The following is a 15,373-nucleotide window of genomic DNA, read 5'->3' as shown; positions in this document are numbered from 1 at the left end:
CGAACCGCTTCTTTTCTGCTCGCTTGTTGAGACCGACTTCTGTTGTACGCGCACGCGTCACTGTCGCGCCAGACCCGTCGAAGAAGCGGAATTCAACAGAGCCACTGACGGCTGATTCACGTTCCCGATTTTTCACCGCCGGTGGACTCCCGACTCTCCCACGCGAGCACCAACCCCGTCACGGCCCCGACGACGACCGTCCCGCCGAGCGTCGCAATCACGCCCAGCGCCCCGAGGAACAGCGGAACGACGAGAAACAGGACCACACCTCTCACGAGCGCCGCCACCGCCCCCACCCCGACCGGCGTTTCGAATGGATTGCCCTCCATCACGACCACCGCGAGTTCGAGCAGGTACATCGGGACCGGGAGCGCGAGCAACCCCACGAGGCCGCCGACGAGCGCGCCGCGGACGCGGGAGTTCGGCCCGCCGAGTCGCCGCCAGAGCAGGCTGGCGAGCAGACCGCCGCCGAGAAACCCCCCGACGACGAGCACCGCCGTCGGTCCGGAGGGGACGGCCGGGTCGCCGCCGGTCAGAAGCGCGGTCACCGGGTCGGCGAGAACGTACCAGAGCGCGAACGCGCCGCCCGCGAGGGCGAACGTGAGCGACGGGCGGCGGCGCGCGGCGGCGAGGACCGAGGACCGAGGCATACGAGAGATTCGGCGCACCGGGAGATGAAGCTCGCGGGCGGTGAAGAACCGACGACGGGCGAAAACAGACCGAAAAACGACGCGGTCGGACGCTACTCGACGACGACCGCGCCCTTCATCCCGAGCGTCTCGTGCGGGGTGCAGGCGTAGGTGTACGTCCCGGCCTCCTCGAAGGTGTGTTCGAACGTGTGGCCGCTACTGCCCGCCAACTCCGATTCGAAGGAGCCGTCGTCGGCGGCGACGTTGTGCGAGCCGCCCTCGCCGTTCCATTCCCAGACGACTGTGGTGCCCGGTGAGACGCGAACGGCGGCCGGGCCGAAGCCGAACGCCCCGCCGTTGGCTTGCGCACCCACCGTCACCGTCACCGTCGAACTCCCGGTCTCGTCCGAGACGCCGTCGTAGTTGTCGACGTTGTCGAACCAGCCGTCGAATTGCGGGGCGCTCCCGTCGCCGGAACCGTCGTCGCCGCCGGTCGTGCCGCCGGATTCGGCGGTCGATTCGGCGGTCGTCGCGCCGCCCCCGTCCGCTTCGGCCGCGTTCGCGGCGTCGTCGCCGGAGCCGGAACAGCCGGCGAGCGCCGTCGACAGCGCCGCCGTCGCAGTCAGTGCCGTAAAGCGCCGTCTCGTGAAGGTTGTGTCGCGCGTCATCAGCTACACCTCGGCGGCGACGGATGCAAGCGGTTATCCCGAACGTGTTCGGGGTGGCTCCCGCGCGCCGCCACTTTCCGAGGGTCAGTCGCCCGCCGACCGAGTCGTCGGCATCGGGCCGTCGTATTCGGCGGGGACGTACGCACAGAGCGGGTCGCTGGCCAGCGGGTCGCCGGTGTGGGCGTACGCCCGCGAGCGACTGCCGCCGCAGACGTGGCGGAACTCGCACGCGCCGCACTTCCCGCCGAGGGCGTCGCGGTCCCGGAGCGACCGAAAGAGGTCGCTCTCGCGGTATCGCTCGACGAGCCCGCCGTCGCGGACGTTGCCGGCGGACGCGGGGAGAAAGCCCGACGGGAACAGCTCGCCGGTGTGGCTGACGAAGGCGAACCCGTCGCCCGCGGTGATGCCGAGCCGGCGGCCGATGCCGTCGGTCGGGGGGGCGTCGCTCGCGTCCCGCCGGCGCTGGATGGCGACCCGCCGGTAGTGAGGCGCTTCGGTCGTCTTGACGCCGAAGGGAGCGTCCTCGCTCACCTCGGTCAGCCACTCCATGACGCGCTCGGCGCGCTCGGGAGATATCGGGTCGAGGACGCGTCCGCGCCCGACGGGAACGAGGAAGAACACCGACCAGAGCACCGCCCCGAGGTCGGCCACGAGGTCGCAGAGCGCGGGGAGTTCGGCGACCGTCTCGGCGCAGACGGTCGTGTTTATCTGGAGCGGGAGGCCGGCCTCGCGGGCCGCGCGGGCGGCCGCGACGGTCTGTTCGAAGCTCCCGTCCTCGCCTCGAAAGGCGTCGTGCGACGCCGCCGTCGCGCCGTCGAGACTGAGCGCCATGCGCCTGACGCCCGCGTCGGCGAGGTCGGCGACCGTTTCGGGCGTCAGCGACGACGTTCCGCTCGGGGTGAGCGTCATCCGGAGGCCGAGGTCGGTGCCGTACTCGACGAGGTCCACGAGGTCGGGGCGGGCCAGCGGGTCGCCGCCGGAGAGGACGACGAGCTGTCCGGGGCCGAACTCGCGGGCCTGTTCCAGCAGGCGCGTTCCCTCCGCGGAGGTCAGTTCGTCGGGGTGTCGCGCGGGCGTCGCGTCCGCCCGGCAGTGGTCACACGCGAGGTCGCACGCCTGCGTCACCTCCCAGACGAGGACGAACGGCCGCCGCGAGGTGTCGATGCTCGACGGGTCAGCCGGGGCGGTCGCCGTCGGCGGCGCGTCCGCGTCACTTCCCGCGTTCGTATCGGTGTCGACGTGTGGCGGTCGAGACATGGCTCTGGCCGGGTGGTTCGAGGGCGCGGGAGGTGAGCGACGCCCCGAACGTGTTCGGCCGACTGGCCGGGGGAACCGAGACGAACACGTTCGGGGTGAGCTTCCTGCGCTGTCGCCCCCACGGCTTTGGTATGGAGCACGAGGCGTACCTCGACAGACTCGACGCACCGACCGACCGAGCGGTCGACTTCCTCGACGTGCGGGAGTTGCCGCCGCCGGAACCGCTCACGGAGACGATGAACCGCCTCGCCGACCTCGACGGCGAGACCGTGTTCGTCCAGCTCAACGACCGCGAGCCGAAGTTCCTCTACCCGAAGCTCGACGACCGGGGGTTCGCCTACTGCTCCGCCGAACGAGACGACGGCGTCGCCACCGCAATCTGGGTGCCCTGAGTCGGCGACTGCGCCGACTCACGTCCGGTATTACCCCTCCAGCGCCGGTCTCTACGCCGCTTGCGCCCCGAGACGTATCAACCGAGCCTAATTTGGCATAATCGTTAATGTAATAACACCCCGGGCGTTTGTACGTGGTATGAGTTCAGACCACACGAATACCACCCACTCCGAATGGTGCCCCGACTGCGGCACGAAAATGGCCTTCACCGGCACACAGCCGGCGGGGGTCGCGCAGTTCTTCTGCGAGCAGTGTCGGTACCGCCGCGACCGTTTCGTCGGCGACGACTGAACCCCCGTTCGTCTTCTCTGTATTCACGCGCTCGATAGCGGTCGCGCTTCGCGGCGTCTCACGGCGTGGTACGGCTCGCGAAGATGTTCGGAGCGCGTCTCCAAACCGGACAACCATTGTCCGTTTATACCCGTGTCCGGGCACTCGATTCAACCGGAGGGAGACAACATGCTATCTACGACTCGGCGGCGGACGCTCCAGTGGCTCGGACTCGGCGGCGCCGCCTCGCTCGCCGGCTGTGCGACCGAGGCACCGACGACCGCGCAGTCGCTCGACGAGACGGGGGAACCGACACGGCAGGGTTCGACGAACCTGGTCGACCAAGTCGCGGCCGGCCCGACGGACATCCCGGGCCCCATCGACCGGAGCGAGCCCGCGGAGGTCGACGTGACGCTCCGGCCGGAGGAGGTGACCGCGGAGGTCGAAGACGGCGTGACGTTCACCTACACGACGTACAACGGGCAGGTGCCCGGCCCGCTCGTCCGCGTTCGGCAGGGAGACACGGTGAACCTGACGTTCGAGAACCCCGAGGAGAACACCATGCCGCACAACGTCGACTTCCACGCCGTCGCCGGCCCCGGCGGGGGCGCGGAAGCGACGATGACGAACCCCGGCGAGACGGCGCACCTGCGGTTCAAGGCGACCTATCCCGGCGCGTACATCTACCACTGCGCCGTGCCGAACATGGACATGCACATCAGCGCCGGGATGTTCGGCCTCATCCTCGTCGAGCCGCCAGAGGGACTGCCGGAGGTCGACCACGAGATATACCTCGGCCAGCACGAACTTTACACCGACAAGGACGCCGGCGAGGAGGGCCAGCACGCATTCGACTACGAGGCCATGCGGAACGAGGAGCCGACGTACGTCCTCATGAACGGCGAGAAGTACGCGTGGACGCCCGACGGCCGGGGACCGGCCGCGACGGTCGGCACCGGCGAGACGGTCCGGGTGTACTTCGTCGACGGCGGACCGAACCTCTCCAGTAGCTTCCACCCCATCGGGAGCGTCTGGGAGACGCTCTATCCCGAGGGGTCGCTGACGACCGAGCCGCAGACCCACATCCAGACGCGGCAGGTGCCGCCGGGGAGCACGACCATCGCGACGATGAGCTCGCCCGTCCCCGGCGACTTCAAGCTCGTCGACCACTCGCTGTCCCGCGTCGTCCGCAAGGGCTGTATGGCGGTCGTCCGCGCCGAGGGCCCGGAGGACCTCGAGATATTCGACCCCGACCCTGACCCGCAGTAGTCCCACCGGGCCGACCGGTACTCACCGACTGACCGCTGTTTTTCTATCTGTCTCTGTTGAAGCGACCACAGCATTATGGCGTTCGCTTTCAAAATGCCAAGGATGCCAGACGACAAACAGGGCCGAGATAAGCAAGCGGCCAACGAAGAACAGCGCCAACGCGAGCGAGCGCTCCAAGAGGCGCGTGACCGCGCCGACGAACCCAAACCCGGGGAGCAACTCGGGGACCTCGACGATGCACTCGAAATCCAGGACTATCCGACCACAACGGAGCAACTCGTCGAGAACTACGGCGACTACGAGGTCGAAACACAAGGTGGGTCGAAACCAGTCGACGAGGTGCTCGCCTCGGTTGACAACGAAATTTACGACTCCGCGGACGACGTTCGCGACCGGATACAGCGATTGATAAATCGGAGGTGAGTGCGTCCGAAGTGGCCTCTGTCGTTGCGATATTTCGGTGACTTGCGTTCCGAGACGTGTCCGCTCTGTCTGTACCGCTCTTTAGCCCGCCCCATCAGCACCTCCCGTCTCGTGACCGAGACGCGCACTCGATTCAGTACGCCCGCTTAGACCTTCCCAAATCGACAAAATTGGGTCAATGATGTTACTTGAGTGGGGCGTCGTTATTCGCTATGGCTTCTGGGCGCTACCCCCGTATCACGGTTGCTGAAGGCTCTCAACCCAGCAAGGAACCCTTCCAGCTCAGCGTTGAGAAGCTACGGGATTTCTCATCCGATGCACCTGCCCAGATTCGGAGTTCATTTGAGAACCTTTCCCCCGAAGCACAAACGGTTGGCTTCGGCTCAATCCAGCCGTACTCCAGTATTTGGAGTGATGGCCAAGGATGGCTTGTTCTCATTCCGAGTGACCGTCAGGTACAGAACCACGCCTTTGGAACAGACGAACAGATTATTCCGGACCGCCCGGTCGAGGGTTGCTGGCAGACGAATCTCGTTCACTTCGTTCTTCCTGACGTGCTTAGATGGCAGTCACTCGATGCGGGAGAGTGCATTCAGACCGAATACACCGTACTGCATTACCCGGAGCGGGAAATATTGGAGGCCACGATGGACAAGTGGGTGAGCAATCGCCCCGAAGATATGGGCTGTCTTCCCGCAGAGGAACACCGCTTTACCGAATCATTTGTGCCGAAAGCTAGAGCGGACACGGCATGGGAAGCGTTTGAGTGGAGCTATACACTCACGATCGAAGAATAGCCCTCAATCTACTGATTCGGACGACCGACTCGCGCACGCTATTCAGCACGGACTCGGCAAACTATCCGGACTCGACAAACTACCACTGACTACGGATTTCAACCGCACCACCGACCTGCATCTAAACCCCGCCGGAGCGCCGCACCCCGAACGGTGAGTCGAACGTGTTCGGAGGTGGGCCTACGCCCGCGGCGACCCTACCTCGGACTATGCCAGACATTCCGTCCCTGTTCGGCGGCGGGTCGCGGGCCGACCGCTTCGACGATATCGACCAGTTCGTCCCCGAGCACCTGCCCGACCCGGACGCCTTTCTCGACGGCCACCGCGTCCTCGACGGCGACGACCACGTCGCCGTCCACCGGGTCGCCCGCGACCTGTTCGAAGCGCGGGGCGTCTACGACGTGACGTTCGGCTACAACCTCGCGCGGCTGAACCTCGACCGACGCCACCCGGACGCCGGCTTCCGCTACGCGGAGGACCGGAACGACCCGTCGGTCCTTCTCGCGGAGTTCACGCCGACGACGCCGTTCTGCCCGCAGTCGAAGACGCTCACCGTCGGCGCGTTCCGGGCGTGGAACGGCCTCGCCGACCGCCACGACTACGACCGCGTCCGGGTCCGCGTCGCACCGATGCACCAGCAGGCCGACGCCATCAACGCGGAACTCGACGCGATGGGCCCCGCTGACGCGCAGGCGGAGACGGACGACTCGGTCCCCGATACCGGGTCGCCGACGGGTGAGCGCGACGGCGACGAGTCGGGTGCGGTCTCGCTGTCCGAGGAGTTCGAGGCGGCACTGGAGCGGCTGTCGAGCGAGCCGGAGTAAGGTGGGCGTTCGCCCGCCGGTTGGCCCTGCGGTTCAGTCGTCGGCGGTCGGCGCGAACACGAGCACCGCGCTACAGTCGACCGGCGCGCGCGGCGAGATATCGCGGTCGCCGCCGAACCGCATCAGCTCTCCCGCCGCGACCTCGTGCGTCTCGCCGTCGAGGGTGAGTTCCATCCGGCCATCGACGACGTGGAAGACGATGTCGAAGCCGGGGTGGGAGTGCGCCGGCACCTCGTCGCCGGCTTCGAGGCGGAGCCTGACGGTTTTCGGGCGGTCGGTCTCGAAGACGGGCGCGTGCATCACCGGCGGGAGGTCGGCGAGCGCGGCGTGTTCTACCATTGCGGGTGAACTGTCGGCCGCGCGGTCGGTAAGCCTGCGGCCGAACGTGTTCGGAGGTAGAGCGCGGCCAACGAGGTGGCGAATGCAGGAGTTATTTTTCCCTCCCGGGAGTCGACGCGTTCGATGCCCTCCATCGTGAACGAAATCGTGTTCAGCGAGCCCTCCGGCGGCCCATTTGCACTCGTCCAGCTCTGTAGCGCGCTCGTCATGTCGGGGCTCTACTGGCAGTACGCCGTCGTGGAACAGTCCATGTCTGGCGGCTGGCTCCTGTTCATGATAGCCGGGATCGCCCTGTCCGGAATCGCGGAATCGCTTCCGAACAACCGGCGACGAGCGACCGGCATCCTGCGTCTCGCGTCGATTCTCGTCTTAACGAGCCTGCTCGCACTTCTCTTTCTCGCGCCCGAACTGCTCGGGATGTGAGAGAGTTCGAGACGCGTCTCCGACGCACTGACTCAGTCCGCGCTGTCGTCCGCATCGGCGGCCGATGCGGCCGCGCCGCCGACCAACGACTGCGGGCTGTGGACCCAGATGACTCGCAGGAGGTTCGCGGCGAACGCCGCGACACCGACGAGCACGAGCGCCCAGCCCGCCGTCTCGACGGCCGTCGAGAGACCGACGAGGTCGCTCGCGACGACGGCGGCGACGCCCGAGACGACGAGGCCCAAATCGAGGCGAGCGAGGCGAGCGCTGTAGAGGTCGTCGAGCATCGGCACGGGTTCGAGGCCGAGGCGGTCGCTGTAGCGGTGGACCCAGACGATGAAGGGGACGACGTGGTAGAGCGTCCCGAGCACGACGAAGCCGACGAAGCCGAGGCGGAACAGCGAGCCGGTCCCGGGCGCGCCGAACAGGCGGTCGCCGGCCAGCGGGGCCGCGAGCCACGCGGGAAGCGTCAGGACTGCCCACCCGGCGAGCGCGACGGCCGCGACGGCGTACCGGGTGAGCATGGGCGTCCAGTCGACCGCCGACTCGACGAGGCGATGGGCGAGAATCGCGGCGACGCCGAGAAGCGAGAGGGTCACGAGCGCGCCGCCGACCCGCGCGAGCGTCGGGTCGGAGACGAGTCGGCCGCCGGCGAGGGCGACGACGCCCGGCGGGTAGCCGACTTCTTCGACGCGCCGGAGCCACACGTCGACGCCGCGGAGCTTCGTCTGGGTGAACATCGTCGCGAGTTGGTAGAGCGCGCCGACCACGGTCGTCACGACGACGCCGAAGACGGCGAGCGTGACGTGGGCCGCGCGGACGCTCCCGTGCGTCGCGCCGACGCCGGCGAAAAGCGGGCGCGTGAAGTCCACTGCGAGCAGGAACCCGAGCGCGGTGGCGACCGCGAGAAAGCCGAGTGCGAGGCCGAAGTGGCGCTCGGTCACGTCGGAGTCGTCGAGTCGGGAGAGCGTGCGCGCGACGTTGTAGGCGAACGTCCAGAAGCCGAGGAGCGCGGCGGCACCGAAGACGGGAAGCCACGCGAACGCGCCGAGGAGGAAACACGCCGCGAGGCCGCCGAGGCCGACGCCGACGGCCCACAGTTGGGCGGTCGCGAGCCGCCGCGAGTAGAGGTCGACGCCGGACCAGACCGGGACGAACTGCGTCATCGCGCCCATGATGGTGACGCAGACCCACCCCGCGAGCAGGAGATGGACGTGCGCGAGACGAGCGGTGCCGGCGACGACGCCGGCGGCGAGGGCGACTCGGAGGCCCACCGCGGCCGTGAGGAAGCCGAGCGCGACGACGAAGTGCCGGAGCGGAATCGTCATCGGTGGCTGTCGGGCCGTGTCGACCTCGGCGGGAATGGCGCTCATACGCGGACTAGCGCGGCGCGAAGTCCTACCGGTGACGCCGAACATATTCGCCGAGGATGGAGAAACGGAGGAGCCGGGTCGGCACCGCGGTCACGACCCGCGGCCGCGACGCTACCGCTTCGGGAAGGTCGCCGCGAACTCGTTCGGGCCCTGCTTCTCGACCGCGTAGTTGTCGGCGTCGAAGGCGTCGACTTCCGCTTGCATCTCGTAGAACAGCGGTTTCGGGTCGTGGTCGTTGAGAATCGTCAGCGACTCGCCGGCGTCGAGGTCGTCGAAGGCGGCGTGAATCTTCGGATGGCGCTCCGCCGGCGGGAGGTCGCGGACGTCGAGGATGGTGTCTGCCATACGTGTCGTACCTCACGGGGGACCGCCGAGTCGGTTACCCCGAACACGTTCGCTCACGCGGCGGGTGATATCGATACTACTCGTCGCCGGGAGGGAGTAAATATACAGCTTCCACGGGGGTCGCCGGCGATGACCAGTACCGCCACGGGAGCCACGGGGCCCGCCAGTTCGAGAACTCGGGAACACGACTCCCCCGACGCATCGCGAGTTCACAGATTCGAGTGGCATCTACGCAGACAGGAATGGACGAACAGACAGACGGTCTGGTCTGGTCTGCCGACGCGCGCTCCCGGAGCCGAACTGCCGATGTTCTGGTCTGAAAGATATGTTTATACCCATTCAACATGTTATTTACTGACAAGTGTATATCACCGATAACGAATTGGAGGAGAACGGAACAGACAGACCGATGCCGGTCGGTTCGGCACCGCTCCCGTAAGCGGTCAGAACGCATATGACTCTCATCTCGGAACTACCACCACGACATGGACATCGAAGCGAGGATTAAACGTCGGCAACGCCGAGACGGAACGCCTCGCCTCCTCGTCGATTACGACTCGCTCTCGCCGGTCGCACACACCGACGACCCGGTGAACTGCGGGCCGGTTCTGGAGCGACTGCTCGACTACCTCGACCCCGTGTTCGACGGGCATCTCCCGCCGAACGCCTACGTCTACGGCCCGAAGGGGTCGGGGAAGTCGGCGGTCGTGACGGCGCTTTTCGACCACCTCGTCCGCGCGTCGAGCGTCAGCAACGCCGCCATCCACACGACGACCCGCGTGCAGGCGACGTTCGCGCCGCGGTTCGTCTACGTCGACGCGCGCGAGACGACGAGCGCGTTCGCGTTCTACCACGCCGTGCTCGACGCGCTCGTCGACGAGTCGGTGCCGAAGCAGGGCATCAAGACGGAGGCGCTCCAGTCGCGGCTCAAAGCGACGCTCGACGCCCCCCAAACGGGTGCCGTCGTCGCCGTCGACCATCTCGGAGAGCCGGGGACGCTCGACGGCGAGGCGTTCGTCGACCTCTGTGCCGGACTTCCGAGCAAGGTCAGTTGGCTGGCCATCGGGCGCGCGCCGCCCGACGAGACGGTGCTGACCGACTACACGGCCGACGAGGTCCAGTTCGAGCCCTATCAGAGTCAGGTGCTCATCGACGTGTTGATGACGCGGGCGGCGGCGGCCGGCTCGCGGCGGACGCTCGACCACCGCCTCGCCCGCGACATCGCCGAGTGGGCCGACGGCGACGCCCACGACGCGCTCGCGGCGCTGTTCGGCGCGGCCGACGAGGCGGTCCGCAACAGACACCGGAGCATCACGGCCGCCGACGTCGCCGCGGGCATCGCCGCGGTCCCCCAACCCTGCGTCTCGCTCGGCCGCGTGCTCGCGCTCCCGGAGAACCGCCAGCAGGTGCTCCACGAACTCCTCGCGTTGCGCCCCGACCAACAGGAGTCGGTACAGGCGGCGAGCCAGCACATCGCCAAATCGGTCGACCTCTCGGCGACGACGGTCAAGCGAATCCTCTACGAACTCGCCGAAGACGGCATCACCCGCCGAGTCACGGCGGAGCGCGTCGACCGGAAGGGGCGGCCGCCGAGCCGACTCGAACCGCAGTTCCCGACGGTCGTGTTCGAACGGCTGTTCGCCGCTCAGTAATCCGTTTCCACTTATCGACAAAGAATATAGTACAACTGGGTGTCACAACTCAGCATGGGACTGACTAGTAACCGACGGTCCACCGCTGGCATCCTCGCTCTCTGTTGTGGACTCCTTTCGACAATGATTGCTGTGGAGGTTATCGGCGGCTATCTCTCGTTAGAGGGACTGCCGGTCGTGTATGGCCTTCTGGGACTGTCAGCAGTCGGAACTCTCGTGTCGAATCGGTTCAGCCGAACCGCCTCGTGGAAGTCTCTGCCTCTGTACGGCGCATTGACGTTTGGCAGTTCGATTCTCCTGTTTCTCTATCTGTTCTCTCTGACAGATGCGTGATGGTCCTTGTCCCGGCGTTGGTGCATCACTAGAGCCGTCAGTTTCAACCGATGACTGGAAACTCTGTCAAAAAGAGTGTGAAACAGACAGACGGTGTAGCTCTCACGGGGGCCTCGTTATTCCATCGTACCGACGCTGAACTAACCGTTCGGTGGCGCGTGCGTAGTGAACGAAAAGCATTCGCGCGAACGAGCGGTCCGAAGGACCCGGTAGTGAAGCGATTCAGCGGTCGAGCGAATCGAGACCGGCTTTTTGGCATGAGCGGGGTTTCGCCGAGCGGTTCCCGCAGCGAAGCGAGGAAACCCGAGGCGAAAAGAGGTTCTTCTGTACGTAGCGATTTGAGCTGTCCATATTGAGTGCTGAACCGATAACCGACTCGCGCCTGTATTCAGCACGAATCCAACAACCGCCACCAGCGAAGGCATCAACAGAGTCGGAGTCGAAAACCCGCCGCCAACTCCGTCGTCGGCGTCGTGCAACGCTTACGCGCGGGGACAGAACTATACTTCGTCCACGGGACCAGTAGGTAATGACGACCACCCCGACGCCCGTCCGTGCACCGCCCGTCGGCGCTCCGTCGAACCGCTTCGGCGCGCCCGCGACTCCGCGGGGTGTATCGACCGCATGACAGACGCATCGAGTCGGGAAGACGACGTGGTCGACGCCGTCGTCGAGACGCTCTGTGCGGCCGCGCCCTCGATTCGGGCGGGACTGCCCGGCCGGCGCGTCTACGAGGAGGGGACGAACCCGAGCGGCGAGCGTCAACTGGAAGCCGACACCTACGCCGACGAACTGCTGTTGAAGCGGCTTCGCCCCCTCGACGGCGTCGGCGAGTACGCCAGCGAGGAGCGCTCCGACGTCATCGACGTCGGCGAGGGCGTGTCGGTCGCGCTCGACCCGCTGGACGGGTCGACGAACCTGAAGCCGAACAACGTGATGGGGACGCTCTACAGCGTCTACGACGAACCGCTCCCCACGGGCGGCGAGAACCTGCTCGCCGCGGGCTACATCCTCTACGGCCCGGTGACGACGCTCGTGGCCGCCCGCGACGGCGTCGTCAGCGAGTACATCCTCGAATCGGGCATCAAGCGCCCGCTCCGCGAGGAGTTGACGCTCCCCGACGACCCGGCCATCTTCAGCTTCGGCGGCCGCGTCAACCGCTGGTTCGACGAGTTCGAGGCGTTCGCCCGCGAGACCGAACGGACCGAGGGGATGAAGCTCCGCTACGGCGGGTCGATGATCGGCGACGTGAACCAGATTCTCCACTACGGCGGCGTCTTCGCGTACCCCGCACAGACCGACGCGCCGGGCGGGAAGCTCCGCCAGCAGTTCGAGGGCTTCCCCATCGGCTACATCATCGAGTGCGCGGGCGGGCGGTCGTCCGACGGCGAGAAGTCGCTCCTCTCGGGGACGCCCGAGGGCGTCCACGACCGCGTGCCGGTCTACATCGGCAACGATTCGCTCGTCGAGTCGTTGGAAGCGCGACTGAAGTGACGGACCGCCCTCGGTGGCGTGATGACGAGCCGCGCGTTCCGAGGCGACCGAACGCAGTCGGCGAGCCGACCGCTCGTCAATCGCCGCGTGAGGGCCGCGTTCGACTCGGCGCGAACGAGACATACTGACAAGTAGAAAAAATGAATCGATATCGGACACGTTTCGATTCCCGAACGTCAGGAACGGTCTGTGAACGGCTCTGTTCTCATCATCCGATTGTCGGGATACAAGCCTCAAGCGTGCTAACTCTGGATTATCTGAGACAGACGGGAATAGAATCGCACATCGAAGTCGGTCAGCCGACATGCGCAGTTAGAGCGCATGAAACTGCGTACTACCGCTGTTTATCGCCGGTTTCGTCATCAGAGACGCGCTATCGAGTCAACGACTCCAAAACAGTTTGATATTCGATACTATCCCATTCAGTTTTTATTTTTGATATGTGTTTCGAGACGGACAGAGCCGAGTACGTTCCCACAGTCGGAGCGCGGCGTATCGGCCTCGACACGCCGAACTGGTCGGATGGACATCGGACGCCGGCGAGTGCGAGTGCCCGAGAAGGATTACACGCGTACCCCTGTCATGGAAACCGGCCGGGCGGCTCAGTCGAAGCGCCCGTTGTTCGAACTCCGCGCGGCCATGTTCATGTTCACCTCGATGATGTTGGCCGTGCTCGTGACCATCTCGGGGATGGTGTCGCGGAACTGCTCGCCTTTGATGCGACTCGTCGGGCCGGACACGCTCAGCGCGCCGAGGACGGTGCCGTTGCGGTCGCGTATCGGCGCGCCGACCGCGCGGAGGCCTTCGATTTCCTCCTCGTCGTTGCAGGCGTACCCCCGCTCGCGTATCTGGTCGAGCTCGTCGAACAGCGCGTCGCGGTCGGTGATGGTCGCGGCGGTCTTCGCCGGCAGGCCGTGTTGGTCGACGATTTCCTCGACCCGACTGCGCGGGAGGAACGCGAGGATGGCCTTGCCGGTCGACGACGCGTGGAGGTTGTCCGGGCGCTGAATCTTCGACCGCTGGTACTGGCTCCCGACGGCGCGCTCGCCGCGCACCTTGAGCAGGCTGATGCGCAGGCCGTGCTGTTCGGTCGAGAGGTGGGCGTACTCGCCGGTCTTCTCGGCGAGCGCCTCGACTTCCTCCTTGCCGACTTGGTAGAGTATCTGCTGGTTGCGCACGTACTCGCCCAGAAGCAGGAACTGGAGGCTGAGGTGGTAGCTGTCGCCGTCCTTGGCGACGAGGTTGTTCTTCCGCAGGGTCGCCAGATGGTTGTACACCGTAGATTTCGAGAGGCCCAGGTAGTCGACCAACTCGGCGACGCGCGCACCGTCTAACTCCTCGAGCGCCCTGACGACGCTGACCGCCGTGTCCACCGTGCTGAGGGTCCGGGACGGGGCATCGGTGTTGGGGTTCTCGGGCATGCTACGAGAACGTCTATCCGGTGGCATAGCTGTTCCGAATATCTTGCAATCAAAACGTGGGAGTGAAATCGCTGTCGAGACCGTCGAGCTGAGCCGATATCGCTCGATGATTGTCCAACAGGCGGCGCGCCCGCGAGACGACCGGTCTCCGTGATGCGCGCGAACGAGCGCGTCACGCGTAACGCGATGGAAGCGACGCCCAGCCCTCTCGAACCCATCGCTGTCAGATGTGTGGAATCGCTTCTCTCCCAGTCTTCTGCTATCTCGCCGGTTTTGGTTCGGTTCTCACCGCGAGCCGATGTCTAAGCCGTTGTATTTACTGACAACATATCGAAACGGGGCGGTAGAGCGCTCAGTTCCCCCAGAAAGAGCCGATAGCTGGCGGGCGAGCGCTCGGCCGGTGAGGGGCAGTTGTCTACAAAAACGATACCCAGCGCCCGAGCGTGGCTATCACATCGGGGAACGCGGCCGAAGCCACGACAGGAGTTCCCGTCGAGGAGGAGTGTCACATATCGAAACTACCGGCGCGACCGCGAGGAACACCACAGAAGAGCCGCGACCATGGCAGTATGTCACCGCCACTCAGCTGAGGCGGGTCGGAGAGCGGCAGGCCGCCCACCGCGACTCACGCGCCGGCGAGGCGAGCGAGCGTCCCCGCGAGAACCGTCGCCGCGGTCGCACAGTCCGCCCAGTCGGTCCATTCGCGGGGGTTATGCGAGAGGCCGTCCGCCGACGGGGCGAACAGGAGCACGGCATCGGTGACGCTGGCAACATTTGCAGTATCGTGCATCGCCGCGGAATGCATCCGTTTCGCGTCGATATCCCCGGCCGCGGCGGCGTCGAAGGCGGCGTCGACGCAGTCGTCGGCCATCTGACTCGGGCGCTGGTCGCGGTAGCGGTCGAAGTCCGTCTCGACCGGATGCGCGGCTTCGAGTCCGTCGAGCGCCGCGTCGGCCCGCTCGGCGATGGCGTCCATCGCGCCGTAGTCCACGTCGCGGATGTCCATCTGCAGGCTGACTTCCCCGGGGACGATGTTGCGCGCGTTCGGGGCCACGTCGAACTGGCCGACGGTCCCCACGGCGGTCGGACTCCGATTTTGCGCCACGTCGTCGGCCGCGGCCCGGAACTCCACGACGAACTCGCTGGCGGCGACCAGCGCGTCGCGGCGCTCGTCCATCGGCGTCGCGCCCGCGTGGTCGGCCTCGCCGACGATGTCGGCCGCGCAGGTCGTGATGCCGGTGATGGCGTCGACGACGCCGACCGACGCGCCCGCGGACTCCAGTACGGTCCCCTGTTCGATGTGGAGTTCGGCCCACGCGTCCCACTCTTCGGCGTCGATGGTGTCGGTCCCGCGGAAGTCGATGGCGTCGAGGTGGGCTTCGAGGGTCGTCCCGTCGGCGTCGCGGAACGCGAGCGCGTCGTCGGCGTCCCGCGCGCCCGTCGCCACGGACGACCCGAGCAGG

Annotated in this window: 17 protein-coding genes; 9 read left to right on the top strand and 8 right to left on the bottom strand. The window is 66.4% G+C overall.

Annotated features, from left to right (window positions below; translation table 11 throughout):
• Positions 1–116: 116 nt before the first annotated feature.
• The 3 genes from C441_RS15460 to C441_RS15450 all read right to left on the bottom strand — a co-directional run bounded on the left by C441_RS15460 (position 117) and on the right by C441_RS15450 (position 2,554).
• The gene (locus C441_RS15460; RefSeq protein ID WP_007275922.1) at positions 117–650 is read right to left on the bottom strand and encodes a hypothetical protein; all 534 of its coding nucleotides are present in this window, start codon (positions 648–650) and stop codon (positions 117–119) included.
• A 92-nt stretch (positions 651–742) separates the two neighbouring features.
• Positions 743–1,297 (bottom strand): halocyanin domain-containing protein, encoded by a 555-nt coding sequence (locus C441_RS15455; protein ID WP_007275921.1) that lies wholly within the window; start codon positions 1,295–1,297, stop codon positions 743–745.
• Positions 1,298–1,381: 84 nt separating this feature from the next.
• Positions 1,382–2,554, bottom strand: a complete 1,173-nt coding sequence (locus C441_RS15450; RefSeq protein WP_007275920.1) for a TIGR04053 family radical SAM/SPASM domain-containing protein — start codon at positions 2,552–2,554, stop codon at positions 1,382–1,384.
• A 32-nt stretch (positions 2,555–2,586) separates the two neighbouring features.
• Here C441_RS15450 and C441_RS15445 point away from each other — a divergent pair, with 32 nt between their 5' ends.
• From C441_RS15445 to C441_RS15425, 6 genes are all read left to right on the top strand, one after another.
• Positions 2,587–2,946 (top strand): DUF2249 domain-containing protein, encoded by a 360-nt coding sequence (locus C441_RS15445; RefSeq protein ID WP_007275919.1) that lies wholly within the window; start codon positions 2,587–2,589, stop codon positions 2,944–2,946.
• Between the two features lie 139 nt (positions 2,947–3,085).
• Positions 3,086–3,238, top strand: a complete 153-nt coding sequence (locus C441_RS20605) for an HVO_2142 family zinc finger protein (RefSeq protein ID WP_157575444.1) — start codon at positions 3,086–3,088, stop codon at positions 3,236–3,238.
• A 168-nt stretch (positions 3,239–3,406) separates the two neighbouring features.
• Complete coding sequence (gene nirK / locus C441_RS15440; RefSeq protein ID WP_007275917.1) at positions 3,407–4,486, top strand: copper-containing nitrite reductase; 1,080 nt, start codon at positions 3,407–3,409, stop codon at positions 4,484–4,486.
• Positions 4,487–4,588: 102 nt separating this feature from the next.
• Positions 4,589–4,909: a DUF5789 family protein gene (locus tag C441_RS15435; RefSeq protein WP_049920629.1), complete on the top strand. Its 321-nt coding sequence runs from the start codon at positions 4,589–4,591 to the stop codon at positions 4,907–4,909.
• A 212-nt stretch (positions 4,910–5,121) separates the two neighbouring features.
• Positions 5,122–5,706, top strand: coding sequence for a hypothetical protein (locus tag C441_RS15430; RefSeq protein ID WP_007275915.1), 585 nt, complete (start codon positions 5,122–5,124; stop codon positions 5,704–5,706).
• Positions 5,707–5,915: 209 nt separating this feature from the next.
• Positions 5,916–6,530, top strand: a complete 615-nt coding sequence (locus C441_RS15425) for a hypothetical protein (protein WP_007275914.1) — start codon at positions 5,916–5,918, stop codon at positions 6,528–6,530.
• Between the two features lie 33 nt (positions 6,531–6,563).
• Here the strand turns inward: C441_RS15425 and C441_RS15420 are convergent, their stop codons facing one another.
• On the bottom strand, positions 6,564–6,869 hold the full coding sequence (locus tag C441_RS15420) for a cupin domain-containing protein (protein WP_007275913.1): 306 nt from the start codon (positions 6,867–6,869) through the stop codon (positions 6,564–6,566).
• 123 nt (positions 6,870–6,992) lie between these two features.
• Here C441_RS15420 and C441_RS15415 point away from each other — a divergent pair, with 123 nt between their 5' ends.
• Positions 6,993–7,292: a hypothetical protein gene (locus tag C441_RS15415; protein ID WP_007275912.1), complete on the top strand. Its 300-nt coding sequence runs from the start codon at positions 6,993–6,995 to the stop codon at positions 7,290–7,292.
• Between the two features lie 32 nt (positions 7,293–7,324).
• On the opposite strand, the gene C441_RS15410 is transcribed toward C441_RS15415, so the two are convergent.
• Both C441_RS15410 and C441_RS15405 read right to left on the bottom strand, forming a co-directional pair.
• Entirely contained in the window at positions 7,325–8,665 is a 1,341-nt protein-coding gene (locus C441_RS15410) for a hypothetical protein (protein ID WP_007275911.1), read from the bottom strand.
• A 111-nt stretch (positions 8,666–8,776) separates the two neighbouring features.
• Positions 8,777–9,010 carry a DUF2249 domain-containing protein gene (locus C441_RS15405; protein ID WP_004967158.1) on the bottom strand — a complete coding sequence of 78 codons (234 nt, stop codon included), beginning with the start codon at positions 9,008–9,010 and terminating at the stop codon, positions 8,777–8,779.
• A 485-nt stretch (positions 9,011–9,495) separates the two neighbouring features.
• On the opposite strand from C441_RS15405, the gene C441_RS15400 reads away from it, so the two are divergent.
• Together C441_RS15400 and C441_RS15395 are read left to right on the top strand one after the other, a co-directional pair.
• Entirely contained in the window at positions 9,496–10,662 is a 1,167-nt protein-coding gene (locus C441_RS15400; protein ID WP_007275910.1) for a Cdc6/Cdc18 family protein, read from the top strand.
• Positions 10,663–11,619: 957 nt separating this feature from the next.
• A complete protein-coding gene (locus tag C441_RS15395; RefSeq protein WP_007275908.1) occupies positions 11,620–12,489 on the top strand; it encodes a class 1 fructose-bisphosphatase in 870 nt (289 codons plus the stop codon).
• 602 nt (positions 12,490–13,091) lie between these two features.
• Here the strand turns inward: C441_RS15395 and C441_RS15390 are convergent.
• Positions 13,092–13,910, bottom strand: coding sequence for an IclR family transcriptional regulator (locus tag C441_RS15390; RefSeq protein ID WP_007275907.1), 819 nt, complete (start codon positions 13,908–13,910; stop codon positions 13,092–13,094).
• A gap of 625 nt (positions 13,911–14,535) precedes the next feature.
• The coding region (locus tag C441_RS15385) for a hydantoinase/carbamoylase family amidase (RefSeq protein WP_049920628.1) at positions 14,536–15,373 on the bottom strand (838 nt) is incomplete at its 5' end.

The organism is Haloferax sulfurifontis ATCC BAA-897 (assembly GCF_000337835.1).
GTDB lineage: Archaea > Halobacteriota > Halobacteria > Halobacteriales > Haloferacaceae > Haloferax > Haloferax denitrificans.
This window is presented reverse-complemented; position numbering and strand designations above follow the sequence as displayed.

What these genes read in the sequence shown, in the direction of transcription:
- C441_RS15460 (WP_007275922.1), bottom strand. Translation starts at nt 650, where the DNA reads ATGCCTCGGTCCTCGGTCCTCGCCGCCGCGCGCCGCCGCCCGTCGCTC.
- C441_RS15455 (WP_007275921.1), bottom strand. Translation starts at nt 1,297, where the DNA reads ATGACGCGCGACACAACCTTCACGAGACGGCGCTTTACGGCACTGACT.
- C441_RS15450 (WP_007275920.1), bottom strand. Translation starts at nt 2,554, where the DNA reads ATGTCTCGACCGCCACACGTCGACACCGATACGAACGCGGGAAGTGAC.
- C441_RS20605 (WP_157575444.1), top strand. Translation starts at nt 3,086, where the DNA reads ATGAGTTCAGACCACACGAATACCACCCACTCCGAATGGTGCCCCGAC.
- nirK (WP_007275917.1), top strand. Translation starts at nt 3,407, where the DNA reads ATGCTATCTACGACTCGGCGGCGGACGCTCCAGTGGCTCGGACTCGGC.
- C441_RS15435 (WP_049920629.1), top strand. Translation starts at nt 4,589, where the DNA reads ATGCCAGACGACAAACAGGGCCGAGATAAGCAAGCGGCCAACGAAGAA.
- C441_RS15430 (WP_007275915.1), top strand. Translation starts at nt 5,122, where the DNA reads ATGGCTTCTGGGCGCTACCCCCGTATCACGGTTGCTGAAGGCTCTCAA.
- C441_RS15425 (WP_007275914.1), top strand. Translation starts at nt 5,916, where the DNA reads ATGCCAGACATTCCGTCCCTGTTCGGCGGCGGGTCGCGGGCCGACCGC.
- C441_RS15420 (WP_007275913.1), bottom strand. Translation starts at nt 6,869, where the DNA reads ATGGTAGAACACGCCGCGCTCGCCGACCTCCCGCCGGTGATGCACGCG.
- C441_RS15415 (WP_007275912.1), top strand. Translation starts at nt 6,993, where the DNA reads ATGCCCTCCATCGTGAACGAAATCGTGTTCAGCGAGCCCTCCGGCGGC.
- C441_RS15410 (WP_007275911.1), bottom strand. Translation starts at nt 8,665, where the DNA reads ATGAGCGCCATTCCCGCCGAGGTCGACACGGCCCGACAGCCACCGATG.
- C441_RS15405 (WP_004967158.1), bottom strand. Translation starts at nt 9,010, where the DNA reads ATGGCAGACACCATCCTCGACGTCCGCGACCTCCCGCCGGCGGAGCGC.
- C441_RS15400 (WP_007275910.1), top strand. Translation starts at nt 9,496, where the DNA reads ATGGACATCGAAGCGAGGATTAAACGTCGGCAACGCCGAGACGGAACG.
- C441_RS15395 (WP_007275908.1), top strand. Translation starts at nt 11,620, where the DNA reads ATGACAGACGCATCGAGTCGGGAAGACGACGTGGTCGACGCCGTCGTC.
- C441_RS15390 (WP_007275907.1), bottom strand. Translation starts at nt 13,910, where the DNA reads ATGCCCGAGAACCCCAACACCGATGCCCCGTCCCGGACCCTCAGCACG.